At 69.5% G+C, this 26,471-nt stretch carries 25 protein-coding genes; 13 read left to right on the plus strand and 12 right to left on the minus strand.

Annotation, left to right across the window (positions count from 1 at the left end; all coding sequences use genetic code 11):
* Positions 1–175 precede the first annotated feature (175 nt).
* Complete coding sequence (locus FOY91_RS07265) at positions 176–1,723, plus strand: alkaline phosphatase D family protein (RefSeq protein ID WP_145149598.1); 1,548 nt, start codon at positions 176–178, stop codon at positions 1,721–1,723.
* A gap of 32 nt (positions 1,724–1,755) precedes the next feature.
* Here the strand turns inward: FOY91_RS07265 and FOY91_RS07270 are convergent, their stop codons facing one another.
* From FOY91_RS07270 to FOY91_RS07285, 4 genes are all read right to left on the minus strand, one after another.
* Entirely contained in the window at positions 1,756–3,795 is a 2,040-nt protein-coding gene (locus FOY91_RS07270) for a calcium-binding protein (RefSeq protein ID WP_145149600.1), read from the minus strand.
* A 231-nt stretch (positions 3,796–4,026) separates the two neighbouring features.
* Positions 4,027–4,752 carry a TfuA-like protein gene (locus FOY91_RS07275; protein ID WP_145149602.1) on the minus strand — a complete coding sequence of 242 codons (726 nt, stop codon included), beginning with the start codon at positions 4,750–4,752 and terminating at the stop codon, positions 4,027–4,029.
* Positions 4,749–5,846, minus strand: a complete 1,098-nt coding sequence (locus FOY91_RS07280; protein WP_145149604.1) for a YcaO-like family protein — start codon at positions 5,844–5,846, stop codon at positions 4,749–4,751. Before FOY91_RS07280 ends, FOY91_RS07275 begins: the two co-directional genes overlap by 4 nt.
* Positions 5,847–5,901: 55 nt before the next feature.
* Entirely contained in the window at positions 5,902–6,192 is a 291-nt protein-coding gene (locus tag FOY91_RS07285) for a hypothetical protein (protein WP_145149606.1), read from the minus strand.
* 224 nt (positions 6,193–6,416) lie between these two features.
* Between FOY91_RS07285 and FOY91_RS07290 the strand changes: the two genes are divergently transcribed.
* A complete protein-coding gene (locus tag FOY91_RS07290; protein WP_145149608.1) occupies positions 6,417–6,635 on the plus strand; it encodes a hypothetical protein in 219 nt (72 codons plus the stop codon).
* 4 nt (positions 6,636–6,639) lie between these two features.
* On the opposite strand, the gene FOY91_RS07295 is transcribed toward FOY91_RS07290, so the two are convergent.
* Complete coding sequence (locus tag FOY91_RS07295) at positions 6,640–8,937, minus strand: CDC48 family AAA ATPase (protein ID WP_145149610.1); 2,298 nt, start codon at positions 8,935–8,937, stop codon at positions 6,640–6,642.
* Positions 8,938–9,152: 215 nt separating this feature from the next.
* Between FOY91_RS07295 and FOY91_RS07300 the strand changes: the two genes are divergently transcribed.
* Positions 9,153–10,037 (plus strand): LysR substrate-binding domain-containing protein, encoded by an 885-nt coding sequence (locus FOY91_RS07300; protein WP_203234517.1) that lies wholly within the window; start codon positions 9,153–9,155, stop codon positions 10,035–10,037.
* Between the two features lie 50 nt (positions 10,038–10,087).
* On the opposite strand, the gene FOY91_RS07305 is transcribed toward FOY91_RS07300, so the two are convergent.
* Positions 10,088–10,552, minus strand: a complete 465-nt coding sequence (locus tag FOY91_RS07305) for a peptidylprolyl isomerase (RefSeq protein WP_145149612.1) — start codon at positions 10,550–10,552, stop codon at positions 10,088–10,090.
* A gap of 114 nt (positions 10,553–10,666) precedes the next feature.
* Between FOY91_RS07305 and FOY91_RS07310 the strand changes: the two genes are divergently transcribed.
* From FOY91_RS07310 to FOY91_RS07325, 4 genes are all read left to right on the plus strand, one after another.
* The gene (locus tag FOY91_RS07310) at positions 10,667–12,211 is read left to right on the plus strand and encodes a DHA2 family efflux MFS transporter permease subunit (protein ID WP_145149614.1); all 1,545 of its coding nucleotides are present in this window, start codon (positions 10,667–10,669) and stop codon (positions 12,209–12,211) included.
* Positions 12,212–12,330: 119 nt separating this feature from the next.
* Positions 12,331–13,746: a magnesium transporter gene (gene mgtE / locus FOY91_RS07315; RefSeq protein ID WP_145149616.1), complete on the plus strand. Its 1,416-nt coding sequence runs from the start codon at positions 12,331–12,333 to the stop codon at positions 13,744–13,746.
* A gap of 50 nt (positions 13,747–13,796) precedes the next feature.
* Positions 13,797–14,288 (plus strand): nucleoside deaminase, encoded by a 492-nt coding sequence (locus FOY91_RS07320; RefSeq protein WP_145149618.1) that lies wholly within the window; start codon positions 13,797–13,799, stop codon positions 14,286–14,288.
* Between the two features lie 35 nt (positions 14,289–14,323).
* On the plus strand, positions 14,324–14,734 hold the full coding sequence (locus FOY91_RS07325; RefSeq protein WP_145149620.1) for a DUF1489 family protein: 411 nt from the start codon (positions 14,324–14,326) through the stop codon (positions 14,732–14,734).
* A 44-nt stretch (positions 14,735–14,778) separates the two neighbouring features.
* On the opposite strand, the gene FOY91_RS07330 is transcribed toward FOY91_RS07325, so the two are convergent.
* From FOY91_RS07330 to FOY91_RS07355, 6 genes are all read right to left on the minus strand, one after another.
* Complete coding sequence (locus tag FOY91_RS07330) at positions 14,779–15,009, minus strand: DUF3253 domain-containing protein (protein WP_145149622.1); 231 nt, start codon at positions 15,007–15,009, stop codon at positions 14,779–14,781.
* A gap of 101 nt (positions 15,010–15,110) precedes the next feature.
* Positions 15,111–16,040 carry an electron transfer flavoprotein subunit alpha/FixB family protein gene (locus tag FOY91_RS07335; protein WP_145149624.1) on the minus strand — a complete coding sequence of 310 codons (930 nt, stop codon included), beginning with the start codon at positions 16,038–16,040 and terminating at the stop codon, positions 15,111–15,113.
* The gene (locus FOY91_RS07340) at positions 16,037–16,786 is read right to left on the minus strand and encodes an electron transfer flavoprotein subunit beta/FixA family protein (RefSeq protein ID WP_145149626.1); all 750 of its coding nucleotides are present in this window, start codon (positions 16,784–16,786) and stop codon (positions 16,037–16,039) included. Before FOY91_RS07340 ends, FOY91_RS07335 begins: the two co-directional genes overlap by 4 nt.
* Before the next feature lie 192 nt (positions 16,787–16,978).
* The gene (gene sucC, locus FOY91_RS07345; protein ID WP_145149628.1) at positions 16,979–18,178 is read right to left on the minus strand and encodes an ADP-forming succinate--CoA ligase subunit beta; all 1,200 of its coding nucleotides are present in this window, start codon (positions 18,176–18,178) and stop codon (positions 16,979–16,981) included.
* 106 nt (positions 18,179–18,284) lie between these two features.
* Entirely contained in the window at positions 18,285–18,626 is a 342-nt protein-coding gene (locus FOY91_RS07350) for a hypothetical protein (RefSeq protein ID WP_145149630.1), read from the minus strand.
* 83 nt (positions 18,627–18,709) lie between these two features.
* Positions 18,710–20,755, minus strand: a complete 2,046-nt coding sequence (locus FOY91_RS07355) for an AfsR/SARP family transcriptional regulator (RefSeq protein ID WP_145149632.1) — start codon at positions 20,753–20,755, stop codon at positions 18,710–18,712.
* A gap of 145 nt (positions 20,756–20,900) precedes the next feature.
* On the opposite strand from FOY91_RS07355, the gene FOY91_RS07360 reads away from it, so the two are divergent.
* The 6 genes from FOY91_RS07360 to FOY91_RS07385 all read left to right on the plus strand — a co-directional run.
* On the plus strand, positions 20,901–21,119 hold the full coding sequence (locus tag FOY91_RS07360; RefSeq protein ID WP_145149634.1) for a hypothetical protein: 219 nt from the start codon (positions 20,901–20,903) through the stop codon (positions 21,117–21,119).
* A 45-nt stretch (positions 21,120–21,164) separates the two neighbouring features.
* Positions 21,165–22,268: a type III polyketide synthase gene (locus FOY91_RS07365; protein WP_145149636.1), complete on the plus strand. Its 1,104-nt coding sequence runs from the start codon at positions 21,165–21,167 to the stop codon at positions 22,266–22,268.
* Entirely contained in the window at positions 22,268–22,957 is a 690-nt protein-coding gene (locus tag FOY91_RS07370) for a methyltransferase domain-containing protein (RefSeq protein ID WP_145149648.1), read from the plus strand. The genes FOY91_RS07365 and FOY91_RS07370 overlap by 1 nt, the downstream gene beginning before the upstream one ends.
* Positions 22,954–24,042: an NAD(P)/FAD-dependent oxidoreductase gene (locus FOY91_RS07375; RefSeq protein WP_145149638.1), complete on the plus strand. Its 1,089-nt coding sequence runs from the start codon at positions 22,954–22,956 to the stop codon at positions 24,040–24,042. Before FOY91_RS07370 ends, FOY91_RS07375 begins: the two co-directional genes overlap by 4 nt.
* 32 nt (positions 24,043–24,074) lie before the next feature.
* A complete protein-coding gene (msrB, locus tag FOY91_RS07380; RefSeq protein WP_145149640.1) occupies positions 24,075–24,476 on the plus strand; it encodes a peptide-methionine (R)-S-oxide reductase MsrB in 402 nt (133 codons plus the stop codon).
* Between the two features lie 94 nt (positions 24,477–24,570).
* A partial coding sequence (locus FOY91_RS07385; RefSeq protein WP_145149642.1) for a transglycosylase domain-containing protein occupies positions 24,571–26,471 on the plus strand: 1,901 nt, incomplete at its 3' end.

Below are 26,471 nucleotides of genomic sequence, written 5' to 3' on the forward strand. Positions count from 1 at the left end.
TCCCCGACGTTGCGCGACCGCCGCCTTGTCCCCAGGCGGCTGATCCTTACCGAGCACGGGATGTGACGGCCGACAATGTCAGTTCCATGACAATCGTCTAATCCTAAAAAGGCGTTGCAAATAAGCAACTTCCCGCTGACCCACGGTTGTCACGGAATCAGGGTAGCGCGCCGGCATGATCCACCCCGCCCTCACCCGCCGCACTCTCCTGACCGGCGCCGGTGCGCTGCTGGCGGGCGCGCCGGCCATCCTGCGCGCGCAGATCACCGGCCCCGGCGATCCCTTCCCGCTCGGCGTGGCGGCGGGCGATCCGGCGCCCGACGGGTTCGTCATCTGGACCCGCCTCGCGCCCGATCCACTGGCCGAGCATGGCGGCATGCCGATGATCCCGGTGCCCGTGCAATGGGAAGTCTCGACCGACCCGCGCTTCACGCAGGTGGCGATGCGCGGCGAGGCGATCGCCCGGCCCGAACTCGCCCACGCGGTGCATATCGAGGTGACGGGGCTGGCCGCCGACCGGCCCTATTACTACCGCTTCACGATCGGGCGCGAACGCAGCCTGACGGGCCGCGCGCGCACCGCGCCGCCCGCCGGCAGCCGCATCGACCGGCTGCGCATCGCCTCGGTCGGGTGCCAGCATTATGAGGACGGCCTCTACACCGCCTACCGCCACCTCGCCGGCGAGGATGTCGGCTTCGTGTTCCATTACGGCGACTACATCTACGAGGGCCGCGGACGCGACCGGCGGACCGATGCGCTAGGCCTGCCGGTGGCGACCGTTCGCCGCTACGTGGGCGACGAGATCTACGATCTGGCCGACTACCGCCGCCGCTACGCCCAGACCAAGCTCGACCCCGATCTGCAGGCGGCGCACGCGATGCACGCCTTCGTCGCCACCTTCGACGACCATGAGATCGACAACAACTGGACCGGCGACGGCGATCAGGACGGCACGCCGCCCGAGATTTTCCTGCTGCGCCGTCAGGCCGCGTTGCAGGCATGGTACGAACATATGCCGGTGCGCCGCGCCAGCCTGCCGCACGGCCCCGCGATCGCGATGGCGCGCCGGTTGGCGTGGGGCGATCTGGCGGACTTCCGCTTCCTCGACACGCGCCAGTTCCGCACCCGCCAGCCGTGCGGCGACGGCTTCGGCCCCGCCTGCCCCGGGGTGGAGTCCGATGCCGCCCGCGTGCTCGACCCCGCGCAGCAGAAGGCGGCGGGGTTGCCCGCCGCCGGCCTGTGGACCGTCTTCGCCCAGCAGGTGATGATGATGACGATGGATCGCCGCCGCACGGCCGCCGAGCCGACGCCGATCATGAACCTGGACACCTGGGCCGCCTATGCCCGCCCGCGCGAGCAGTTCCTCGCCAGCCTCGGCCGGCGCCCGGACGTGATCGTGCTGACGGGCGACGAGCATCAGAACTTCGCGGGCGAGGTGCGCGACAAGGCGGGGCGGCCCGTGGCGATCGAGTTCGTCGCCACCTCGATCACCTCCGGCGGCGACGGGCAGGACAGACGCGCAGGCAGCGACGTGATGCTGGCGAACAACCCGCACCTGAAGTTCATCAACGACCAGCGCGGCTACGTCGTCTGCGATATCGGGCGCGAGGGGTGGAACACCGATTACATGGTGCTCGATCGCGTCTCCGCCCCCGGTGGCACCCTCAGCCGCCGCATCCGCATGACCGTGCCGCGTGGCGAGACGGTGGTGCGGGCGGGGTAGAAGTCCCGCCCGCCGCCGCCGGCCCGGCGGGCTCAGATCAGCGGCAACAGGTCCGCCGACAGCGCGGAACGCCAGTCGCTGCCGGAGGTCAGGATCAGGTCGTCGGCGCGCAGGTCGGCCGGGGCGAACACGCCGTTGAGGACGATGCGCCCCGACAGTGCATGGCCGGCGGCATCGTGGAAGGCGGCAAGATCGATCGTCGTGCTGCCGGAGAAGGGCGTGGAGGACGCCGCCCGCACGTCGTCCAGCGTTACCGTGCCGCCCGACAGGGTCCGCAGCGCCGACAGGTCGAGCCGGTCGCCGTCGATCGGGCTGAACTGGAGGCCGAGGCTGCCCCACCGGCCCGCCGCCGGATCGATGATATAGGTATCCGCGCCGGTGCCGCCGTCCATGAAGTTGCCGCGCGCTTCCTCGCCGACGGCGCCGAGCAGATAGACCAGCCGGTCGTCCCCCTCGTTGCCGACGGCAGTGGGATTGAGATCGTTCGCGCCCCAGCCGTCGGCGGCGTCGACCAGCAGATCGTCGCCCTCGCCACCGATCAGGATGTCGGCCCCACGACCGCCGAGCAGGATGTCGTCGCCGTCCATCCCCCACAACACGTCGTCGCCACCGCGCCCGGCGAGGATATCGTTGCCGCCCGGGCCGGGCGAAACGTTGACGCCGTAGAACGTGTTGGCGCGGTCGTCGCCGATCAGGATGTCGTCGAAGCCGCTGCCGCCGAGGTTCTCGATCCCGGTCAGCGTATCGCTGAACACGGCCGTGCCGATCGACACGGCCCGGCCGGTCGACAGGTCCGCGCGAACGGCGGTGGTCCACGATGCGGTGTCGGTGCCAGCGCCGCCGTCCAGCCGGTTGATCCCCGCCCCGCCCGCCAACGCGTCATTGCCCGCGCCCAACGTCACCACGTCCGCCCCCGCGCCGCCCGCGAAGTTCACCGTCGCGCTGCCGGACGTGGTGACGATGCTGCCCGCCGTGCCGCCATTGATCGACGCATAGCCGTTGTCGAACCGGGCATCGACGATCAGCGAACCGCCGTTGGCGAACAGGTTGAGGATCTGCCCGCCGAGATCGAACGCGCCGCCGATCCGGTCGTCCCCCGCGCCGAGCGTGATCCCGGTCGGCAGACGGCCGGTGCCGTCGATCGTGATATCGGCGATCGACCGGCCCAGCGCAAATTCGGTGAAACCGCTCAGGTCGTGCCCGTCGAGCGGGGAGGCATCGGCGGTGACGTGGATGAGCGCGCCAGCCACCGCGAAATTCACATCACCGGCGAGGATCGTCCGAAGCGGCTGCCCACGCGACTGGACGACCTGCTGATCTGACCCGATCAGGTCGCTCGGCAACGAGACATAACGATCGCCCGCCAGATAGCGGACGAGCGGATCGGAGTCGCTCGTGCCGCCGCCCGTGCTCCCCGGTTCCCTGCCGACGGTGGCCTGATATTCGGCAAGGCTGAACCGCGCGGACGGATCACGCCCTTCACGCCAGCCGTAGGCGAGGTAATGCTGGAACGCATCCATCCCCGCAGCGGCGACATCCGGATTGCGGGCAAGATAGAAGGCGGCATCGAACAGCGCATTGGGCGCGCGTCCCTCGGCCATGCCATTCTGTTGATAGTGCAGATACGGGTCGACCCCGGCCCGCGCCACATCCGGATTGGCGGCGAGATAATAGGCGTTGTCGAACCCTTCGAGCACCCGGAGTTGGGGGTAGAGCGTGAGCACCCGATGCTCCGCCTGACCGTATGTCAGGTAATGGAGCAGAGGGTTCAACCCGGCTTGGGCGACATCGGGGTTCGCCTGACGATAATCCGACGTATCGAACGCGACCGAGGGGTCGCGCCCCTCGCGCCAGCCGCTGGCGAGGTAATGGGCGAGCGGATCGATCCGCGCCGCCGCCACATCGGGACTGGCAGCGAGATAATAGCCCACGTCGAAGATGGCATTGGGGTCTCGCCCCTCGCGCCAGCCGAAATCGAGGTAGTGCCGGTACGGATCGACGCCGGCGGCGGCGATATCGGGGTTTTCCCTCAGATAATAGTCGCGGTCGAACCCGTTCGCATCGATCGTCATCATGCCCTCCGGCCGCATCGTTAGCGCGACGCTCGACCGCGATCCAGACCCCGGCGCGGGCGACGTGCGGATTTACGCTACTGTCTTCAACGGTTTGCCTGGCCTAACCCCCCGCGCGGGCGGCGGGCTTCATCCGGCAGAGGATGCCCCGAATCACCGGCAGGCGTCGGGGCTGGGACAGGTCGTCGGTCGAGCGGGGCCATCGTGTTCGCCCGCCCATTACCGCATGGCTCAGATGTCCGGGGCAGCGTTGGCAGACGGTATGGCGTCGCCCGCCACGCGCGCCCGCAACGCACGCAGGAACACCGTCTCCGGCGGCGGCGGCACGACGGGGGGCGGCAACAGCGCGGCCGGCGGCCTGGTCAGTCGCGCGACCAGCGCCATCGCGTCGCGGCGCTTGAGGCTGGCGGTTTCGTCCCACGCGGGCGACGGACGGCCAGTGCGGGCGTGGAAGGCGGCGGCGATGGCGGGCCATGTGCGGTCGCGGAAGTTCATGGCCGTCGCGATCCGCCGCAGCAGCGTGCGATCCGCCGCCGCCATGGCGCAGGCGTCCAGCGCGGCCTCGGCGTCCACCAGCGCCAGGGTGAGCGGGCGGTGGCCCAGCGCGGCGGGGGCGTGGCTGACCATCACCGCATCGTCGCGGGTAAGGCGACCGTCGCGATAGCCGGCGTATATCTCGCCGATGCCGGTCATCCCCGCCACTTCGGCCGCGCGCAACGCGCCGAGGCTTGCGGCGCCCCATACCGGGATGCCCGCCGCCAGCACCGCGAGGATCTCCTTGTGCCACACGCTCGGGCCTTGCTCGAACACGCCGTCCACCAGCCCGATCGCCGACGGGCGGGCGGCGGCGGCGCGCAGGATGTCGCCGCAGCGCGCGGGCGGGCGCAGATCGATGGCAGGCGGCAGGGGCGTGCCCCACAGGCTGGGGCCGGCGAACAGGATCGGCGGGCCGGTCATGCCGGCGGCCGGTCGTGATCGCCGAAGCCGGGCACGACGAGGCGGACGATCGCGATCGGGCAGGCGGGCGGCGTCAGGTCGATCCGCGCCACCACGCCGCCGCCGGCACGAGCACACGCCGCCAGCAGGCACGCGCGCTCCGCCTCGTCGGTGGGCAGGGGATGGTCGGGCACGTCCTGCCAGCGGCGGGCGGGCGGCCCGCCGAAATCGTGCGTCGCCAGCGCCAGCCGGCGGCGTTGCCCGCCCGGATCGGCATAGTCTCCATCGGTCAGGTCGTCGCGCGATCCGGCGATCAGCGCCACGCGGGTCTGCGCCGCCTCGGCCACCGCGCGCACCAGCGCCACCGCCCGGCGCGGATGGCAGCCGGCCCCGAAGGCGGGCGGCAGCGCCAGCGTGGCGGCCGGCCCCGGCTCGATGATCGCGCAGCCGATCGTGGCCACGCCATGCGCGTCGCTCATGTCCCACAATGTACAGCGCAGCCCGGCGCGGGCGATCCGCGCGAACATCCAGCAGCCGGCGCGCATGTCGATCGCGGTGGGGTCGAGCGCGGTGGCGCGGCGGGCGGCGGTGCTGCCGGCCAGCCAGCGCTCCTGCGAATCACGCTCGATCACCTCGCACAGCGCCGCCACCTCGGCCTCGACGATATCGTTGCCGGCGGCGAGGCCGTTGGTGTTCGGCCACAGATCGGCCTCGCGCGGCACGGTGCAGTCCATCGAGACGAGGCCGTGCGGCACGCGCACCGCGCCGCCGCCGAGCAGATCGGTGGCGGTGATCCAGCCGCGCGGGCGTGCCGGATCGAACGGTGCCGCCTGCCCGGACGCCGGCGACATCCGCGCCCACAGCACGCCCTCGTCAGGGAAGGCCGCGCCATATCCATCCACCGTCACCCGCTCGGCATGATGCAGCTCGATCGCCTCGACCAGCGCCGACACGCGGGCGGCATCGCGGGACAGGCCCTTGCCCTGCGACACGCTGAGGGACAGCGCGCGCGGGCGGATCGCCTGGAACACAGGCAGGCCGATACGGTCCAGCCCGGTCACGTCCGCCAGCCGGGTGACGCCGATCGCCTTGGCCAACGGCGCGATCAGGCGCAGCGTTTGTGCCGCCTTGCGCGCGCGGCGGGGGCGGCCGGTGCCGGGAGAAACGGGATCAGGCGGCGTTGTTGTTGCCGCTTCCGATCATGGCGAACATCTTGATCCCGGTCGACTTGTGCGGCGGCAGCGCTACCGCGTGGTTCAGCGTCCTGGCGCGGGCAAATGCCTGTTCCGCCGCCTCCAGCGCCTCCTTGGCGGCCCCGAGCAGATCATCGCGTTTGGCGACGAAGTCGATCTGCTGCGTCATGGCGTAGCCGATCACCTTCTTCGGATCGTCCGGCGCGGTCAGGCGGATGATGTGGAGTGGCTGATCGTCGTCATGCCCATGTTGCTCATCGACCGTCATCGCCATCTCCCGTCGCCCCACAAGGTACCGGCAAGGATATCGACCCGACGGATCGGGATCAACCTATGATGGGATCGCGCTCCCACGAAAGTCTACCGAACGACAGCGGCTGTCGGGCATTACGTTTCATTTCGGGAAACATGAGTCGGCTCTTTTGCCGAAACATATCTATACTGCCCCCGTCCCGGCATCCCAATGCCGGCATCCTGGGGGTGGATAAAGCAGTGAACCGCCAAATCACGATCGTCGTCGACGCGGACGAGGCCGCCATCATCCTCGACGCGCTCGATACCGAATGGGAAATCTATCGCCAGTCCACCGGCGACGCGGCGGACGACGGCAACCACATCCTGGCGGCGGCGCTCGGCTACGCGACCGAGCGCATTCGCGCCTGCCGCCTGCGCGTTGCCGAGGCGGCCTGCACCACCGCCCCGTGCAACTGACGACTCAGCCGTCGCGCGGCTTCAGCATTCCCGGCGAGATGAAGCCGATCGGATCCAGCGACAGCGAATCCTGCTTCAGGCGTGCGGCCATCTGCTCATATTCGCGCTCGATCTCCGGCGTCACGCTCGCCCGCGTCTCTTCCAGCGCGCTGGCGAAGTTGGCCGCCGTCACCTCGCCTGCGCTCAGCGATCCACGCAGCGCGAACAGGCCGGCGCGGCGCACCAGATCCTCCAGATCCGCACCGGTGAAGCGGTCGGTCTTCTCCGCCATCAAGTCGAGATCCACGTCCGCGGCCAGCGGCATGCTGGCGGTATGGATGCCGAGGATGCGGCGGCGCCCCGACGCATCGGGCACGCTCACGTAGATCAGTTCGTCGAACCGGCCCGGCCGCAGCAGCGCCGGATCGATCAGGTTCGGCCGGTTGGTCGCCCCGATCACCACGACCGACTGCAACTCCTCCAGCCCGTCCATCTCGGCGAGGATGGTGTTGACCACGCGTTCCGTCACCTGCGGCTCGCCCATGCCGCCGCCGCGTGCCGGCACCAGCGAGTCGAGTTCGTCGATGAAGATCACCGTCGGTGCCACCTGCCGCGCACGGGCGAACAGCCGGGCGATCTGCTGCTCGCTCTCGCCATACCACTTGCTCAGCAGGTCGCTGGATTTGGTGGCGATGAAGTTCGCCTCCGCTTCGCGCGCCACCGCCTTGGCGAGCAGCGTCTTGCCGGTGCCGGGCGGGCCGTACAGCAGGAAGCCCTTGGCCGGGCGGATGCCCAGCCGGCGGAACGCATCGGGGTTCTTGAGCGGAAGCTCGACGCCCTCGCGCAGCAGTTCGCGCGCGGCATCCAGCCCGCCGACATCCTCCCAGCGCACGGTGGGCGCCTGCACCATCACCTCGCGCATGGCCGAAGGCTGCACGCGCTTGATCGCCAACTGGAAATCCTCGCGCGTCACCGAAAGCGTATCGAGCACCTCGGGCGGCACGGTGCGGTCTTCCAGGTTGAGGCGCGGCATGATCCGCCGCACCGCCTCGATCGCCGCCTCGCGGGTAAGCGCGGACAGGTCGGCGCCGACGAAGCCGTAGGTCTGGCGGGCGAGCGAATCGAGATCGACCTTGTCACCCAGCGGCATGCCGCGCGTATGGATGCCGAGGATCTCGCGACGGCCGCGCTCGTCCGGTACGCCGATCACGATCTCGCGGTCGAACCGGCCCGGCCGGCGCAATGCCTCGTCGATCGCCTCGGGGCGGTTGGTGGCCGCGATCACGACGGTGTTCTGGCGCGATTCCAGCCCATCCATCAGCGTCAGCAACTGCGCCACGAGGCGCTTCTCCGCCTCGCCCGTCACCTGGCCGCGTTTGGGCGCGATCGAATCGATCTCGTCGATGAACACGATCGAGGGCGCCGCCTTGGCCGCCTGCTCGAACACCTCGCGCAGCTTCTTCTCGGACTCGCCATAGGCCGATCCCATGATCTCCGGCCCGTTGATGAGGAAGAAGCTGGCGTCGCTCTCGTTCGCCACGGCGCGCGCGAGGCGCGTCTTGCCGGTGCCGGGCGGGCCGTGCAGCAGCACCCCCTTGGGCGGATCGACGCCGAGCCGCTGGAACAGCTCGGGGTAACGCAGCGGCAGTTCCACCATCTCGCGCAGCTGGTCGATCGTGGTGCCGAGGCCGCCGATGTCGTCGTAGTTCACGTCGGCGCGGCGGGCGTCCTTGGCCTCCTGATATTCCGGGCGCAGTTCCACCTCGGTATCGGCGTCGATGTGGACGATGCCCTTGGGGCTGGTGGAGACGACCGCGAGCCGCACCTCCTGCAACGAATAGGCCGGGGCGTTGAGCATCTGGCGCAGCTGCGGCGGCATGTTGCCGTGGCTGATGCGCTGCTGGCCGGCGGTGGCGACGATATCGCCGGTGGTGAGCGGGCGCATGCCGAAGCTGCGCTTCAACGCGTCGCCCGACCCCTGCAACCGCAGGTTTTCCTGCGCGGGGGCGAACACCACGCGCGTGGCGGGCTTCGACTCGGCCTTGCGGACATGGACGAAATCGCCCGAACCCACGCCGGCGTTGGCGCGCTGAAGGCCGTCGAGGCGCAGCAGGTCCAGCCCCTCATCCTCGGCATAGGGCAGCACGGCGCGCGCCGGGGTGGCCCGCTTGCCGACGATTTCGACCACGTCGCCCTCATTCAGCCCCAGCGCGTTCAGCGTGGCGCGGGAGAGTCGGGCGAGGCCGCGCCCGGAATCGTCCGGTCGGGCGTTGGCCACCTGGATGCGCCGCCCGCTCTGGTCCTGATCCTCGACATCGGCCAATTCTCGTCTCCTTCAGTCGATCAAGGTAAGGGCTGGGCCGGCCAAAGCGAACCACACAGTCCAAAAAATACCCCGCGCGCCATTGTGCGCCGCGCCATTTCATGTTGCATTGCGGGGAACGAGCGCCGGAACCCGTGTGTTCATTGTCGGCTGTCATCGATGTACACGGTGGCGGCCTTTGTGGCGCGATCGACGCGCCCGGATCGGAGTAGGCTTTGCGTCGTCTGCCTCCCCTGACTGCCGTCGAGGCGTTCGTCCAGGTGGCGAGGCTCGGCTCCGTCAAGGCCGCCGCCGAGGAACTGGCCCTGTCCTCGCCCGCGCTCAGCCGCCGGGTGCAGGCGCTGGAGCGGTTCGTCGGCCGGTCGTTGTTCGAGCGGCGGCATCAGGCGATGATCCTCAACACCGATGGCGAAGTGCTGCTCGGCCGACTCGCCCCCGCGATCGATGCGCTGGCCGAGGCGATCGACGTGACCACCGGCGACGCCGAGCTGCTGCGGCTGAAGCTGGCGGTGACGCCGCTGTTCGCCTCCCAACGGCTGATGCACCGCCTGCCCGAGCTGCGCGGGGCGCACCCGGAACTGCACATCGACATCGACACCGGCGCGCACAGCCTGGCCCGGCTGAACGAGGGGATCGACGCGGCGATCGTGCTGGCGCGCGAGGTGGAGCCAAGCCTCCACGCGCGGCGACTCGACCGCAACAAGGTGCTGGCGATCTGCGCGAAGCGGCTGGCCGAAGGGCCGGATGCGGTGCGCACGCCGGACGACCTGCATCGCGCCACCGTGCTGATCCACCGCGACATGCCCGACACGTTCGAGACATGGCGCGATGCCGCCGGGCTGGGGCCGATCGAGCCGGGGACGGTGGATTTCTTCGATTCCGGCCAGCTGATGCTGGATGCCGCCGCGCAGGGGCTGGGCGTGGCCTTCATGCACGAAAGCCATTTCGACGACGCGCACGACAGCCGGCTGGTGCGGCTGTTCGACTATGACGTGGACAGCCCGTACAGCTACTGGTTCGCCTGCCGTCGCTCGTCGCTGTCGCGCCGGCCGGTCAGGATCTTCTACGACTGGCTGATGGCCAGCGTGATGCGCGACTAGTCCACAAGGTGAACCGGCCGCCCCGTTATGGAGCGGCCGGTTTCGCCTGGTCAGGCGCCGACGGTCGCCTTGACGATCTTGCCGGGGGTACGCGGCGGCTCGCCCTTGGGCAGCGCATCGACATGGTCCATGCCCGACGTCACCTGGCCCCAGGCGGTATACTGGTTGTCGAGGAAGCGGGCGTCGTCGAAACAGATGAAGAACTGGCTGTTGGCGCTGTTCGGGCTGGAGCTGCGCGCCATCGAGCACACGCCGCGCACATGCGGCTCCTTGTTGAACTCGGCCTTCAGGTCCGGCTTCTTCGATCCGCCCATGCCGGTGCCGGTGGGGTCGCCGCCCTGCGCCATGAAGCCGGGGATCACGCGGTGGAATACGACGCCGTCGTAGAAGCCCTCGCGCGCCAGCTCCTTGATCCGCTCGACATGGCCCGGGGCCAGATCGGGGCGCAGCTTGATGACCACGTCGCCGCCGCTGTCGAGCGTCAGCGTCAGGGTGTTCTCGGTATCGTCGGCCATGCGTCTCTCCTGCGAAGCGAAGTCTTCGGATCGGGTTTCTAGGGAGGCCCAACGGGCTTCGCCAGCCCATATCGGCTTGCAGCCCCGGTAGCCGCGTGCTTGAGCGGTTGTTCCATGCAACCGGTTCCACCGCCCCCGCCCGCATCGCTGCCGTCCCCGGCCAAACGGCTGTGGATCACCGTGACGGTGATGGCGGCGACGCTGATGCAGGTGCTGGATACCACGATCGCCAACGTGGCCCTGCCGCACATGCAGGCGACGCTGGGGGCGACGCAGGAATCGATCGCCTGGGTGCTGACCTCCTATATCGTCGCCTCCGCCATCGCCACGCCGGTGACGGGGTGGCTGGAGGGCCGGTTCGGCCGGCGGGCGCTGTTCACCACCGCGATCATCGGCTTCACCGTCAGCTCGGCCGCGTGCGGGCTGGCGCCCTCGCTGGAGGCGATGGTGGCCGCGCGCCTGTTCCAGGGCATCTTCGGCGCGTTCATCGGCCCGATCGCGCAGGCCACGCTGCTGGATGTGTATCCGGTGGAAAAACACGCCAAGGCGCAGATGATCTTCGGGCTGGGCATCATGATCGGGCCGATCATGGGGCCGGTGCTGGGCGGCTGGCTGACCGAACGGTGGGACTGGCGCTGGGTGTTCTTCATCAACGTGCCGATCGGCATCGTCGTCACCTTCGCCGTCCTCGGCCTCGTCCGCCCCACCGTGCGGCGGATGCAGCGGTTCGACATCTTCGGCTTCTCGATGCTGGCACTGGCGCTGGCCGCGTTCCAGCTCATGCTCGATCGCGGCAGCCAGCTCGACTGGTTCACCTCGCCGGAGATCATCCTCGAGGCGATCGTGGCGATCTCGGCGCTGTGGGTGTTCGGCATCCACGCGCTGACCGCCGAGGCGCCGATCGTGCCGCTGGCGCTGTTCCGCGATCGCAACTTCGTGTTCGCCAACGTCTTCATGATCACCATCGCGGCGGTGGTGATGGGCGGGGCCGCGCTCGTCACGCCGATGCTGCAACGCATCATGGGTTACGGCACGATGGATGCCGGCATGCTCATCGCCCCGCGCGGGCTGGCGATGGGCGTGTCGATGATCGTCACCGCCCGGCTGATCGCGCTGGTGGACGTGCGGCTCCTGGTAGGCGGCGGCTTCCTGCTGACCGGCCTGTCGCTGTGGATGATGACGGGGTTCAGCCTCGACATGGATTCGCACCTGATCGTCACCAGCGGCGTCGTCCAGGGGTTCGGCGTCGGCATGATCTTCCTACCGATGAACCTGATCGCGTTCAGCACGCTGGCCCCCCGGCTGCGCACCGACGCCGCCTCGCTCTACGGCCTGTCGCGCAGCATCGGCGGCTCGATCTCGATCTCGATCCTGACGGCGCTGATCGCCCGCAACGTGCAGGTCAGCCATTCGGACATGTCGGCGCACGTGACCGCCATGACGCTGCCGTTCCTCAACACCGGGATGATCGAGCAGTTCGGCATGCGCGGCGAGACGCTGGCGGCGATGATCGACGGGGAGATCAACCGGCAGGCGCTGATGATCGCCTATATCGACGATTACTGGCTGATGAGCTGGGGCGCGCTGCTGATCGCGCCGCTGGTGCTGCTGATGAAACCCGCCAAGAAGGGCGATGCGCCCATCATGATGAGCGAGTGAGCCTGCTCCCCCTGCCCCGCGCTACCTAGTTCGCAGGCGGCATCCGGCTCTTTCGGCTTCCTTCCTCGCGCCGGATGGTCCAAGCGGGCCTTCGCACGTGCGAAGGAGGCCAGACGGCGATGAGCGAAACCGCGACCGACCTCGACGCCGAAGACCGCCGCGGCGAAACCGGCACCAGCCTCGACGAGGACGACCGGATGAAGCCGGAATTCGTCGCCGCGGTGATCGATCGCGTGGAGGCGGGCGATACCGAGGGCGCCCGCGCGCTGGTGGCGCCGCTGCACCCCGCCGACCTTGCCGACCTGTTCGAGCTGGCCCCGTCCGACCAGCGCCGCCCGCTCGCCACCGCGCTGGCCGAGATGCTCGACGGCGACGTGCTGGCCGAGATGAACGACTGGGTGCGTGAGGAGCTGATCGACGCGCTTCAGCCGCACGAGGTCGCCGAACTGGCCACCCACCTCGATACCGACGATGCCGTCGCCATCATCGAGGACATGGAGGAGGACGACCAGCGCGCCGTGCTGCGCGCGATGGAGCCGGACGACCGTGCCGCCATCGAGGAGGCGCTGTCCTTCCCCGAGGAATCCGCCGGCCGCCTGATGCAGCGCGACCTGATCGCGGTGCCCGAGCACATGACGGTCGGCGGCGTGCTCGACTATCTGCGCTACCACGAGGACCTGACCACCGATTTCTGGGAGATCTTCGTCGTCGATGCCGGGCATCATCCGGTCGGCACGTGCAAGCTCTCGTGGATCCTGCGCACCCCGCGCGAGGTGGCGGTGGCCGATGTGATGGCACGCGAGCAGACGCTGATCCCGGTCGACATGGATCAGGAGGAGGTGGCGCTCCGCTTCCAGAAATACGCGCTGATCTCGGCCGCCGTGGTCGATCAGGCCGGGCGGCTGGTCGGCATGATCACCGTCGACGATATCGTCCACATCATTCAGGAAGAGGCGGGCGAGGATATCCTGCGCCTGTCGGGCGCCGGCGACGGCGACATCAACGAGCCGATCCTCACCACGGTGCGGACGCGGCTGACGTGGCTCATCATCAACCTCGGCACCGCCGCCATCTCCGCCTCGGTGGTGGGGCTGTTCCAGGGTACGATCTCGCAACTGGTGGTGCTGGCGGTGCTGATGCCGATCGTGTCGGCGATGGGCGGCAATGCCGGCACGCAGACGATGGCGGTGTCGGTGCGCGCGCTCGCGCTGAACCAGCTCCCCCCCTCGAACACCCGCCGCATCATCTTTCGCGAGTTCCGCATCGCGGTGATGAACGGCCTGTGCCTGGGGCTGCTGCTTGGGGTGACGGTGTATCTGATTTACGGCATGGCCAGCCTCGGCGTGGTGATCTGCCTGTCGATGATCATCAACAATCTGATCGCGGGTCTGGCCGGCGTGCTGGTGCCGGTGAGTCTCGACAAGGCGGGCGCCGATCCCGCCGTCTCCTCGGCGGTATTCGTGACCACGGCGACCGACGTGATGGGGTTCTTCTCCTTTCTCGGCCTTGCCGCACTGTGGGGGCTGCATAGCTGAGCCGATCCGGCCGATGGTGCGTTAAGCCTGTGAAACAACGGGATTTCAGCATGACCGACGATGATGAAAAGTGGATGCGGATGGCGATCGAGGTCGCCCGGTCGAAGGGATCGGATCCGTCGCAGTCGCCACTCGGCTCGGTGATCGTGCGCGACGGCAAGGTGATCGCGGCCGAACGCAACCAGACCGAGGAACTGCCCGACGCCACCGCCCATGCCGAGATGATGGCGATCCGCCGCGGCTGCGAGGACAGCGGCGACCTCGAACTGCGCGGCGCCACGCTCTACTCCACGCTCCAGCCGTGCGGCATGTGCACCATGGCCACGATCTGGTCCAAGGTGGGCCGGGTGGTGTACGGCGCCGGGCGCGACGACGTGCATCCGATGTATTTCGAGGCGAAGCATATCGACACGCTCGATTTCATCTCGAACGCCTATCGCGACGACATCGTGATCGAGGGCGGTTGCCTGCGGGCGGAGTGCGCCGAACTTTACTACGGCCCGGATGCCAGGCTGCCCGAAGAGGAACAGGCCAACCTGTAACTTGATCGACGCGGACAAGGGACCACATCGGCGGCATGGCGCTTCATCTCACCAAGGTCGCGGTCGGGTGCGGCGACGTCGATGTCCTGCACGACCGCATGCGCGAGCGGGCGGACAACGGCACCGCGCCGATCTGGACCCGCTACCGCCCCACCCGCCATGCCGAACTGATCGGCGGTTCGCTGTTCTGGATCATCAAGCACCGCATCGTCGCGCGGCAGGCGATTCTCGGTTTCGAGGAGATCGAGGACGGGCGACGCTGGCTGGTGCGGCTGGATGCGCGGGTCGTGCCGGTCCGCGCCCGCTTCAAACGCGCGCATCAGGGCTGGCGCTATCTGGCGGCGGACGATGCCCCGGGCGACGTCGACGGCGGTGACGACGCCGACGCCCTGGCCGAGATGCCGAATGCGATGCGCGAGGAACTGAGCGCGCTCGCGCTGATCTGAGCGGACCGATCCGGGCGCCGAACGGTCGGCAGGCCGGCATGCAATCACTCGGGCGGCGCGCTGGTCGCCAGGCTTATGCGGTATGAGCCGCTGCGGGTGGAAAGCGCCTTTCCCTTCCAGGTCAGCCGCACCCGCCCTTCGGCCAGCAGCGCGTCGATCGCGTCGTGGACGACGGGCATCATGCCGCGCCATTCCCCCTCGGGCATCCCGGCGGCCAGCGCCCTCGCCACTTCACTGGGGCAGGCCGTCGCACCCGGGGATCGGGTGGCGAGCAGCGCAGCGCGATATCCCGTGCCGTGGTCGTGGTGGTCGCCCCCATCAAAACGGCCCCGGTGCTCGGATGAGCGCCGGGGCCGTGTTGCCGATCGGGATCGCCTTACAGCTTGCCGGTCAGTTCCGGCACGATCTTGAACAGGTCGCCGACGAGGCCGACGTCCGCCACCTGGAAGATCGGCGCATCCTCGTCCTTGTTGATCGCGATGATGACCTTGGAGTCCTTCATGCCCGCCAGATGCTGGATCGCACCCGAGATACCGACCGCGATGTAGATTTCCGGGGCGACGATCTTGCCGGTCTGGCCGACCTGATAATCGTTCGGCACATAGCCGGCATCGACGGCGGCGCGCGAGGCGCCGACGCCGGCACCCAGCTTGTCCGCCAGCGGCTCGATCAGCGTGTGGAAGTTCTCGCTGTTCTGGAGCGCACGGCCCCCCGAGACGATGATCTTCGCCGAGGTCAGCTCCGGCCGCTCCGACTTGGAGATCTCGGCGCCGACGAACGAGGACAGCCCCGCATCGCCCGCACCGCCCACGGCTTCCACCGTGCCGTTGCCGCCCGTGCGCTCCGCCTTGACGAAGGCCGTGCCGCGCACCGTCAGCACCAGCTTGCCGGCGGGTGCCTGCACCGTGGCGATCGCGTTGCCGGCGTAGATCGGCCGGGTGAACGTGTTGGCGCTTTCGACCGACAGGATTTCAGAGACCTGCACCACATCGAGCAACGCCGCCACGCGCGGCGCGATATTCTTGCCGTTGGAGGTGGCGGGCGCGACGAACGCGTCGTGATGCCCCATCAGTTCCACGATCAGCGGCGCGACATTCTCGGCCAGCGCGTTCTCGTAGGCCGGCGAATCGGCGAGGTGGACCTTGCCCACGCCCGCGATCTTCGCGGCCTCGTCCGCCACGGCGGCGCAGCCGGACCCGGCGACGACGAGGTGCACTTCGCCAAGCTGCGAGGCGGCGGTGACGACGGCGAGCGTCGCGTCCTTCACGCTCGTATTGTCATGTTCGACCCAGACGAGCGTCTTCATGCCACGACTCCCAGCACCTTGAGCTTGCCGATCAGTTCATCGACATCGGCCACCTTCACGCCCGCCTGGCGCTTGGCCGGTTCCTCGACCTTCAGCGTCTTCAGCCGCGGCGCGGTATCGACACCATAATCAGCCGGGGTCTTGTTCGCGAGCGGCTTCGACTTGGCCTTCATGATGTTCGGCAGCGAGGCATAGCGCGGCTCGTTCAGGCGAAGGTCGGTCGTCACGATCGCGGGCGTCTTGAGCGCCACGGTCTCGAGGCCGCCGTCCACTTCGCGCGTCACCGTCACGGTATCGCCGGCGACTTCCACCTTGGAGGCGAAGGTGCCCTGCGGACGGCCCAGCAGCGCGGCGAGCATCTGCCCCGTCTGGTTCGAGTCGTCGTCGATCGCCTGCTTGCCGAGGATCACCAGGCCCGGCTGCTCCTCGTCGACGATCCCCTTCAGGATCTTGGCGACGGCGAGCGGCTCGGCATCGTCCTCGGTCAGCACCAGGATCGCGCGGTCGGCACCCATCGCCAGCGCGGTGCGCAGCGTTTCCTGGGCCTTCTGCACGCCGATGGAGACGGCGATGATCTCGGTGGCCACGCCCTTTTCCTTCAGGCGGATGGCTTCCTCGACGGCGATCTCGTCGAACGGGTTCATCGACATCTTGACGTTGGCGAGATCGACGCCGGTGCCGTCCATCTTGACCCGCGGCTTCACGTTGTAATCGATCACCCGCTTGACGGGCACCAGCACCTTCATGGCGTCTCTCCTCGTGGCGATCCTCTCGGGATCCCGGATAGCAGCAGGCCTTCATGCCCGGGCCGCCTTAAATCAACTGCGAAGTTGTGAAATTGCGAACAGCGGCTTTGCAAAAGAACAACAAAGCAACGCATGTTGCGGTTCGCGGGGAAGAATGGCGGGCGGCGGGGTCTCCGCCGCCCGCGCATCGGCTCAGGCGGCCTTCTGCACCTGCGCCACGATCTTGCGGGCGGCATCGCCCAGATCGTCGGCCGGCACGATCGGCAGGCCGGAGTTGGCGAGGATTTCCTTGCCCTTCTCCACGTTGGTGCCTTCCAGGCGGACGACCAGCGGCACGCCGAGGTTCACTTCCTTGGCGGCGGCGACGATGCCATCGGCGATGATGTCGCACTGCATGATGCCGCCGAAGATGTTGACGAGGATGCCCTTCACCGCCGGATCGCTGAGGATCAGCTTGAACGCCGAGGTCACCTTCTCCTTGTTGGCGCCACCGCCCACGTCGAGGAAGTTGGCCGGGAACTCACCGTTCAGCTTGATGATGTCCATCGTCGCCATGGCGAGACCGGCGCCGTTGACCATGCAGCCGATGTTGCCGTCCAGCTTGATGTAGGCGAGGTCGTGCTTGCTCGCCTCGATCTCGCTCGGATCCTCCTCGGTTTCGTCGCGCAGCGCGAAGATATCCGGGTGACGGTAGAGCGCGTTCGAATCGAAGCTCACCTTGGCGTCGAGCACCAGGATCTTGCCGTCGGTGGTTTCCACCAGCGGGTTGATCTCCAGCATCTCCATGTCGGTCGCCATGAAGGCGGTGTAGAGCTGCTCGGCCACCTTGGCGGCCTGCTTGTTCAGATCGCCCTTCAGCTTCAGCGCGAAGGCCACGGCGCGGCCGTGATGCGGCTGGAAACCCTCGGCCGGATCGATCGTGATCGTCTGGATGCTCTCGGGCGTGTCGTGGGCGACCGTCTCGATGTCCATGCCGCCTTCGGTGGACACGATCATCGCGACGCGGCCGGCCTTGCGGTCCACCACCATCGAGAAATAATATTCCTTCGCGATGTCCGCGCCGTCGGTGATGTACAGGCGGTTCACCTGCTTGCCGGCATCGCCCGTCTGGATCGTCACCAGCGTGTTGCCGAGCATGTCGGTGGCGTTGGCGCGCACCTCGTCGATCGTCTTGGACAGGCGCACGCCGCCCTTGGCATCGGCGGCCAGTTCCTTGAACTTGCCCTTGCCGCGCCCGCCGGCGTGGATCTGCGACTTCACCACATAGAGCGGCCCGGGCAGCTTGCCGGCGGCTTCCACCGCCTCGTCGACCGAGAGGGCAGCATAGCCGGCGGGGATCGCGACGCCGAACTTGGCCAGCAATTCCTTGGCCTGATACTCATGGATGTTCATGGGTGCCTGTCTTCCTGATGCGGGAGCTTCGGCCTCGCGCTAAAGCATATCGCGCCTGCGAAGGCTACCCTGCGCGCAGGGCCGCCGCGTCATCGTCGCGCCGACGCTAGCCGCGCAGGGCGCAGTGCAGGCCGGCGGCGGAAACCACATCGATGATCTGCGCGTCGCCGGTGCGTGTCACCCGCGCCACGATCTCCGCCGGTCCGGCCTTGCCGGTTCCGCCCGGCGCGCGCCTGGCGGCTTTCGCCAGCGTGCGAAGCTGATCGTCGGAAAGCCGGTCGGTCAGGCGGGGGGCGAGGCAGGCCGCCATCCGCGCCGAGACCCCGGCCTCGATCAGCGCCGTCTCCACCCGCGACGATCGCGACGCGCAGCCCGCGACGATCGTCGAGGCGGTCAGCACGGCGCACCACAGGGCGGCGGCCGGCAGCGGGAGGGGGCGGGTTGTCATGGGCGGATGCTGGTCCTGTCGCACTGTCGCCGCGCTGAACGGATGCCGCCGCCGCGCCGTTCCGCGCCCGCGAGGCCCCCGGCTCAGCAGGCGAACCCGGCCGCGCGCAGACCATGCACCAGCGTGTCGCGATCCTCGGCGCGATGGAACGGCAGGAAGCGGAACATGCCCTCGACCAGATCGGCATCCCCCGGGTTGCCGGCCGCCCGCCACAGCGGTGCGAACCGCGCGCGCAGCGTATGCCCCAACGCGTGCGCCTGATCGCCCCGCCCCAGCAGCGCCAGATTGGCGACGCGGATGGCGAGATAATGGATCGAGGGATTGCGCGAGATCTCGAACTGCTCCTCGGCGCGCAGATGCTCGTGGCGCAACGCCAGCAGCACGGCCATGTCGGAGAAATACTCGTCCGGCGGAAACGGGTTCAGCTCGAACGCGCGTGCCAGCAGCGCCCCCGCCCGATCGAACGCGCCGAGGTGGACGAGTCCGAAGCCCGCCTCGTCCAGCCCGTCGGCGTGATACGGCCCGGCCTCCAGCGCGGCGGCGAAGCGTTGCTCGGCCAGTGCCACGTCGCCGCGCCTGAGGTAGCACCAGGCGAGGCGGGAATGGACATGGCCGCTGTCCGGATCGAGCGACGCGGCCTTCAGGCTCAGCTCGAACGCGCGGGCGCGCATCGGCGCGGGATCGTGCCCGGCCATGCGCTGCACGAAGTCCGTATTATACAGCCGCGCCAGCTCGATATAGGCGTTGGTCAGCGACGGGTCGGCCTCGATCGCGCGCTCGAACAGGTCGGCGGCGGCGCGCACCTCGTCCAGCGAGGCGGCGGTGAGAAGTCTGGCCCGGCCGCCGAAATAGAGCGCATAGGCGGCGGGATCGGTATCGTGCGCCTCGCCCAGCACGCGCGAGACGTCGCGTTCCACCACCGGCAGGATGGCGCCGGCGATCCGCGCGACCAGATCGTCGATCGCGGCCCCCAGGCTGGTCTGCCCGACCGGCAACTGGCGCGTCCACACCAGCAGCCCGCTTTCGATCGCGGTGAGCCGCAGGTTGATCCGGCAATCCCGCCCCTGCCCGCGCACCGATCCGGACAGTGCATAGCTGGCGATCGAGGCGGCGCAGGCGGCATCGAGCCGGCCCGCCCCCGATTCGGCGATCGAGAGCACGCGGAGGTCGCGAAACCCGCCGAGCGCTGTCTGCAGGTCGTCGTGGCAGATCCGCGCGAGCAGCGTCTCGTCACTGCCGTCGCCCATCACCGCGAACGGCGAGATGACGAGGATCGGCGGCTCGATCCGCCGCGTGCCGGGGCCGACCGCGATCGGGGTGCCGGGCAGCGACGGGGTTTCTGTCACAGGCGGCGGCGCGACCGGGTTGACCGGGCCGACGGCGGTGAGCTGGCGGAACAGCCGCTGCGTCTCGGGCGAGGGCGGCGCGTCGTAATCGCGCTTCAGCCCGGCATCGAGCTGGCGGTAGCGGCGGTGCAGCGCGGCAAGGTCGCCCGCCTCATGGTCCATCGCCATGCCGCAGCGGGCGATCTCCTCGTCGCCCGTATCCAGCGCCTGCGCGGTGGTGAGGATCGCGCGGCGCAGCGGCAGCGTGCCCGGCGTGGTGACGCCGGCGGCGGCGGCCAGCACCGCCTGCACGATCCGCCCCTGCTGGCGCGGCCGCTCCACCAGCAGCCAGTCGTCGAAACAGCGATCGGTGCCCTCCAGATCGCCGAGCAGGGTGGCGCCGAGGCGATTGAGCGGATCGTACAGCCGCGCCAGATCGCCGCCTTGCGCGGCGGAGACGACGCGGGCGATGTCGTTGTCCACCACCGACGCCACCAGCGACACGTCGCGCCGGGTGATCGCCAGCGCCAGGCCTATCGCTCCCCCACGCAGTTCGGCCAGCGTCTGGCGCAGGCTGGCGCGCGCCTGCTCCTCGCCGCGATCGCTCCACAGCAGGCCGGTCAGCCGCTCCCGCCCGGCGCAATGATCCGGTACGAGCGCGAGATAGGCGAGCAGCGCGCGCGCCTTGCGGCTTTTCGGCGTGGCATCCGCCCCCGTGGCGCAATCGACGACCCGACAATCGCCGTAGAGGCGAATCAGGAAGGCCGGATCACGCGACCGTGAATCGGGTTCGGCGACGGACATGGCCTCGGGATAGCGGATTCACGATCTTTTCACGATAGACCCACGCCTGCGATCACGGGCCGGGGCCTATCCCGGTTGCGTCGGCAGGGCGATGTCACGCGACGCCATCGCCCGCCGGCACCCTTCTTCCGTGCTGAGGATCGCCATGAGCATGACCGCCTCCGCCGCCTGCTCCACCTCGGCCCCGCCCGTCCCGGGTCGGCCCGGGCGCATCTTCGGCGATCCGGATGCCGGCCCGGTCCATGCCGGCCCGCGCCCCGCGCCCGGCTGCGGCCTGTTCGGCCGGCGCGACGGCGATCCGCCGACGGTGCCGCCCGGCGCCCGCGCCTACACCGCCCGACGTCGCCCGCCCCGCCGTATCTGACGCCACCGAAGGGAAACATTTGCCTCGCGAGCGATTGACGTCATCATGCACACCGTCCCCCTTTCGGCGGCGGACGGACAGGAACGCGTGGACAGACCGACCGCTACCATCAACGCCATCGGCACCGCCGTCCCCGATCATGACATCCATGCCGCCTTCGTCGGCTGGGCGACGGATCGCCTGGCCGACCGGCGCGAACGGGCGCTGTTTGCGCGCATGGCGGCGCGATCGGGCATCGGCGGGCGCTGGTCCGTGCTGCCGCCCACGCCGGCGGGGGGATCGCCGGTGGCGGAAGGCGGCTTCTATCAGGTTGCCCCCCTCCCCTCCACGGCGGCGCGGATGGCGCTCTATGCCGATCATGCGCCTGCGCTCGCGCTCGCCGCGATCGGCAGGCTGGGGCCGCTCGGAGCCATCACGCATCTTGTGGTGGCCAGCTGCACCGGCTTCGTCGCGCCGGGGATCGACCAGATCATCGCCGCCCGGCTGGGGCTGGACGGCGGGGTGGAGCGCACGCTGATCGGCTTCATGGGCTGCTATGCGGCCGTGACCGCGCTGCGCACCGCGCACCACATCGTCCGCTCCGAACCGGCCGCGCGGGTGCTGGTGGTCACGGTGGAGCTGTCCACCCTCCACCTCCAGCCCGATGCCGCGCTGGAACCGCTGCTGGCGATGCTGCAGTTCGGCGACGGGGCGGCGGCGGCGATCGTCAGCGCCGATGCCCCGGGGCTGGCGCTGTCCGCCCCGTTCGCCGCCACGCTGCCCGCCTCGGACGAGCTGATCCGCTGGCGAATCGGCGATCAGGGTTTTGCCATGCACCTGTCCGGCGAGGTGCCGGGCCGGATCGGCGAGGCGTTGCGCGATTCGGCCCTGGTGACGCGGCTGTTCGGCGATCCGGCGGCGGTGGACGGCTGGGCGGTCCACGCCGGGGGGCGCTCGATCCTCGATGCGGTGCAGGCCGCGCTCGGGCTGGACGAGACGGCGCTGTCGGCATCGCGGTCGGTGCTGGCGCGGTTCGGCAACATGTCGTCCGCCACGCTGATGTTCGTGCTGGCGGACATGCTGGCCGGGGCACGCGTGGACAACGGGGTCGCCGTGGCGTTCGGGCCGGGGCTGGCCGCCGAGGGTTTCCGCTTCCGGCACATCGGATGATGCCGCTCGCCGACCGCTCGCGGCAAAGCGAGCAGATGGACGAGGCGGACCTGCCCGCCGCCGACTATGCCGCCGTCCTCGCCGACCTGGCGAAGGTGAACCGGCTGACCCTGGCCGCCCGCCCCACGCTCGGTTTCGTCCGGCGCGCGCTGGCGGGACGCAGGCGGCTGCGTTTGCTCGACGTCGGCTACGGTCAGGGCGATATGCTGCGCAGCATCGCCCGTCTCGCCGCGCAGCATGGTATCGCGGCGGATCTCGTCGGGATCGACCTCAACCCCAACAGTGCCCCGGCCGCGCGTGCCGCAACGCCCGCCGCCATGCCGATCGACTATCGCACCGGCGACTATGCCGACCTCGCGAGCGAGGGGTGGGACTGCATCGTCAGCAGCCTCGTGACGCATCATATGGACGAGGCCGAGATCGACGCCTTCCTTCGCTTCATGGAGCGCGAGGCGGCGGTCGGCTGGATGGTCAACGATCTGCATCGCCATCGCTTCGCTTATGCGGGTTATCCGCTGCTGGCCGGGCTGATGCGCTGGCATCCGATCGTGCGCGCCGATGGCCGCCTGTCGATCGAGCGCGCGTTCCGCCCGGCGGACTGGCGGGTGATGCTGGCGGCGGCGGGGATCGAGGGGGCGGCCGTGGTCCGGCGCTTCCCGTTCCGCCTGTGCGTTGAACGCCTCCGGTGAGCCGGCCCCTGATAATCGGCGGCGGGCCGGCCGGGTCGGCCGCCGCGATCGGGCTGGCCCGCGCCGGCACCCCCGCCCTGCTGATCGAGCGCAGCCGCGACCCGCATGACGTGGTGTGCGGCGGCTTCCTCGGCTGGGATGCGCTGGCCGCGTTGAAGCGACTCGGCCTCGATCCCGCCGCCCTCGGCGCACGGCCGATCACGCGGCTGCGGGTGGTGGCGGGATCGCGGGTGACGGAGGCCGCCCTGCCCCGCGTCGCCGCCGGGCTTTCCCGCATCACGCTCGACGCCGCGCTGCTCGCGCAGGCGCAGGCTGCCGGCACCGCCGTGGAGCGCGGGGTGACGGTGCGCGAGGCATCGCCCGGCACCCTCCGCACCGGCGACGGGGCCACCCTCACGGCCGAGGCGCTGTTCCTCGCCACCGGCAAGCACGAGCTGCGCGGCCTCAGCCGCCCGCGCGAGGCGGCGGGTGACGACCCGGCGGTCGGCCTGCGCGCCCGGCTGGTGCCTAGCCCCCGGCTCGCCACCGATCTGGCCGGCATGATCGAGCTGCACCTCTACGATCGCGGCTATGCCGGGCTGCTGGTGCAGGAAGACGGCTCGATCAACCTGTGCCTGTCGGTCAAGCGGTCGCGGCTGGGCGCGGGGCCGGCGGCGCTGCTGGACGACCTCGCCCGCGATGCCCCCCGGCTGGTCGACCGCATCGCCGCCGCGCGCGACAAACCCGAATGGCAGGCGATCGCCGGCGTGCCTTATGGCTGGCGCGCGCGGGAAACCGTGGCCGGCCTGTTCCGCCTCGGCGATCAGGCGGCGGTGATCGCCTCGCTGGCCGGGGACGGCGTGGCCATCGCGCTGGCCAGCGGTATGGCGGCCGCCGCCCGTTTCACCGCCGAGGGGCCGGCCGGCGCGCCCGCCTACCAGCGCGCGTTCGCCCGCCAGTCCGCCTCGCCGCTGCGCGTGGCCGGCACGATCCGCGCGGTCGGCGAGGGGCCGTTCGGCACGCTCCTCCCGCTGCTCGCCCGCTTGCCCGGTCTCGCCGCGCTTACCGCCAGCCTCACCCGGATCGAGCGGGGCGCGGGCGGTTGACCGGCGCCGCTGCGATACCCAACTATCGTGGCATGGACAGACTCACCCTCACCGAGCAGGAATGGCGGAAGCGCCTTTCCCCCGAGCAATATCATGTGCTGCGCGAGGCCGGCACCGAGCGTGCCTTCACCGGCCGCTATGTCGACAACCACGAGGACGGCATCTATCGCTGCGCCGGCTGCGGCGAACCGCTGTTCGACAGCGACCGCAAGTTCGAATCGGGCAGCGGCTGGCCCAGCTTCACCGCTCCGCTGGCCGACGGTGCGGTGGACGAGCACAGCGACGTGAGCCACGGCATGCGTCGCACCGAGGTGCGCTGCGCCAGGTGCGACGGCCATCTCGGCCACGTCTTTCCCGATGGACCGGGGCCGGAGGGCCTGCGCTACTGCATGAACAGCGCCTCGCTCGATTTCCGTCCGCGCGACGGGGACTGAGCGAAGGCCGCACCGGCCGGGCGATGCCCGCGACGGGGTGAGTGGGAGGCCGCTTGTCGCGCCTCCCCATTCGCTATAATCGGGCGCTTCTTCCATGGCATCCAAGCGCTCCCGTCCCGCAACCGGCCCCGTCCGACGCACCCTCGTGCGGCTGTTCAAGATCGGCGTGTTCGGCACGCTGGCGGCGATCGTGGCGCTGGTGATCGCCGTCGTCATCGCGATGGCCTCGCTGCCCGGCTATGACGAGTTGAAGTCGTCGCCCAACGGGCAGATGGTGCGCGTGCACGCGGCAGACGGCACCGTCATCGTTTCGATGGGGCCGAGTTACGGCGACTGGATTCCGTTCGCCCGCATCCCCGACGTGATGGTCGATGCGATGATCGCCACCGAGGATCGCCGGTTCTACATGCACCCCGGCGTCGATCCGATCGGCATCGCGCGATCGGGCATGGTGCGGGTGGAGCGCGGGCGGTGGGCGCAGGGCGGATCGACGATCACCCAGCAACTGACCCGCAACATCTTCCTCTCGAACACGCGCACGTTCGCCCGCAAGTTCCGCGAGATCATCCTGGCGCTGGCGATGGAGCGCAAATTCTCCAAGCAGCAGATTCTGGAGCTGTACCTCAACCGCGTCTATTTCGGCGGCGGCGCCTATGGCATCGATGCCGCCTCGCGCAAGTTCTTCGGCCATTCCGCCGATCGCTTCACGCTGGGCGAGGCCGCGATCATCGCCGGGCTGGTGAAGGCGCCGAGCAACTATTCCCCCACCGCCGATGCCGCCGCCGCCGTGGGCCGGGCCAAGGTGGTGATCGCGCTGATGCGCGCGCAGGGCAAGGTTTCCGCCGACGAGGAGTCCACCGCCGACCCCTCTGACGTGAAGCTGGCGCCCGAGCCGAAGCAGAACAGCGTGCGCTACTTCACCGACTGGGCGCTGGCGCAGCTCGACACGCTGGTGGACGAGACGAGCGAGCCGATCGAGGTGTGGACCACGCTGGATCTGACGATGCAGCGCGCCGCCGACAACGCCATCCGCCAGAACACCCCGCCCGGCACGCAGGGCGCGCTGGTGGCGCTGGATCGCGGCGGCGAGGTGCGCGCGATGGTGGGCGGCAAGGATTACGTCAATTCGATCTACAACCGCGCCACGCAGGCGGTGCGGCAGCCGGGGTCCGCCTTCAAGCTGTTCGTTTATCTCGCCGCGCTGGAGGCCGGGCACAAGCCCGAGGACCGTGTGGTGGACGAGCCGATCGACATCGCCGGCTGGCGCCCGCGCAACAGCAGCGGCCGGTTCAACGGCCAGATGGACATCCGCTCCGCCTTCGCCTTTTCGATCAATACGGTCGCGGCCAAGCTGGGCGCCGAGGTGGGCTTCGATACGGTGGCCGACATGGCCCGCCGGTTCGGCATCACCACGCCGGTGGATACCCATCCCTCGATGGTGCTGGGCACCAGCGACGTACGGCTGATCGACATGACCCGCGCCTTCGCCGCCGTGGCGCAGAAGGGCATCGCCGTGACGCCCTACGGCATCACCAAGGTGACGAATGCGAAGGGAGACCTGCTGTACGAGCATCAGGTCGATACCTCGCGCGTGCTGGTGGCGCCCTATGTCGCCGCGCAGATGACCGACCTGTTGCAGACGGCGGTCAACACCGGCACCGGCCGCGCCGCGCAGATCGGCCGCCCGGTGGCGGGCAAGACCGGCACCACCTCCTCGAACAAGGACGGCTGGTTCGTCGGCTTCGCCAGCGGCCTCACCACCGGCGTGTGGATGGGCCGTGACGATGCCAAGCCGATCCCCGGCCTGCAAGGCGGGCGCGCCCCGGCGCAGGCGTTCGCCGCGTTCATGAAGGTGGCGGTGGCCCAGCGGCCGACTGAGACGTTCGATACCGAAGTGACGCTGCCCGAGTGGCAGCTGGAGCCGGACGACGAGGCCTATTTCGGCCAGCCCGACGAGAGCTTCGTCGACGAGAACGGAAACGGCCCCAACGCCCC

Source organism: Alterirhizorhabdus solaris, from assembly GCF_007785815.1.
Taxonomy (GTDB): Bacteria; Pseudomonadota; Alphaproteobacteria; order Sphingomonadales; family Sphingomonadaceae; genus Alterirhizorhabdus; species Alterirhizorhabdus solaris.

What these genes read in the sequence shown, in the direction of transcription:
- FOY91_RS07270 (WP_145149600.1), bottom strand. Translation starts at nt 3,795, where the DNA reads ATGACGATCGATGCGAACGGGTTCGACCGCGACTATTATCTGAGGGAA.
- mgtE (WP_145149616.1), top strand. Translation starts at nt 12,331, where the DNA reads ATGAGCGAAACCGCGACCGACCTCGACGCCGAAGACCGCCGCGGCGAA.
- FOY91_RS07275 (WP_145149602.1), bottom strand. Translation starts at nt 4,752, where the DNA reads ATGACCGGCCCGCCGATCCTGTTCGCCGGCCCCAGCCTGTGGGGCACG.
- FOY91_RS07320 (WP_145149618.1), top strand. Translation starts at nt 13,797, where the DNA reads ATGACCGACGATGATGAAAAGTGGATGCGGATGGCGATCGAGGTCGCC.
- FOY91_RS07370 (WP_145149648.1), top strand. Translation starts at nt 22,268, where the DNA reads ATGCCGCTCGCCGACCGCTCGCGGCAAAGCGAGCAGATGGACGAGGCG.
- FOY91_RS07335 (WP_145149624.1), bottom strand. Translation starts at nt 16,040, where the DNA reads ATGAAGACGCTCGTCTGGGTCGAACATGACAATACGAGCGTGAAGGAC.
- FOY91_RS07310 (WP_145149614.1), top strand. Translation starts at nt 10,667, where the DNA reads ATGCAACCGGTTCCACCGCCCCCGCCCGCATCGCTGCCGTCCCCGGCC.
- FOY91_RS07340 (WP_145149626.1), bottom strand. Translation starts at nt 16,786, where the DNA reads ATGAAGGTGCTGGTGCCCGTCAAGCGGGTGATCGATTACAACGTGAAG.
- msrB (WP_145149640.1), top strand. Translation starts at nt 24,075, where the DNA reads ATGGACAGACTCACCCTCACCGAGCAGGAATGGCGGAAGCGCCTTTCC.
- FOY91_RS07355 (WP_145149632.1), bottom strand. Translation starts at nt 20,755, where the DNA reads ATGTCCGTCGCCGAACCCGATTCACGGTCGCGTGATCCGGCCTTCCTG.
- FOY91_RS07265 (WP_145149598.1), top strand. Translation starts at nt 176, where the DNA reads ATGATCCACCCCGCCCTCACCCGCCGCACTCTCCTGACCGGCGCCGGT.
- FOY91_RS07325 (WP_145149620.1), top strand. Translation starts at nt 14,324, where the DNA reads ATGGCGCTTCATCTCACCAAGGTCGCGGTCGGGTGCGGCGACGTCGAT.
- FOY91_RS07285 (WP_145149606.1), bottom strand. Translation starts at nt 6,192, where the DNA reads ATGACGGTCGATGAGCAACATGGGCATGACGACGATCAGCCACTCCAC.
- FOY91_RS07365 (WP_145149636.1), top strand. Translation starts at nt 21,165, where the DNA reads ATGCACACCGTCCCCCTTTCGGCGGCGGACGGACAGGAACGCGTGGAC.
- FOY91_RS07305 (WP_145149612.1), bottom strand. Translation starts at nt 10,552, where the DNA reads ATGGCCGACGATACCGAGAACACCCTGACGCTGACGCTCGACAGCGGC.
- sucC (WP_145149628.1), bottom strand. Translation starts at nt 18,178, where the DNA reads ATGAACATCCATGAGTATCAGGCCAAGGAATTGCTGGCCAAGTTCGGC.
- FOY91_RS07360 (WP_145149634.1), top strand. Translation starts at nt 20,901, where the DNA reads ATGAGCATGACCGCCTCCGCCGCCTGCTCCACCTCGGCCCCGCCCGTC.
- FOY91_RS07350 (WP_145149630.1), bottom strand. Translation starts at nt 18,626, where the DNA reads ATGACAACCCGCCCCCTCCCGCTGCCGGCCGCCGCCCTGTGGTGCGCC.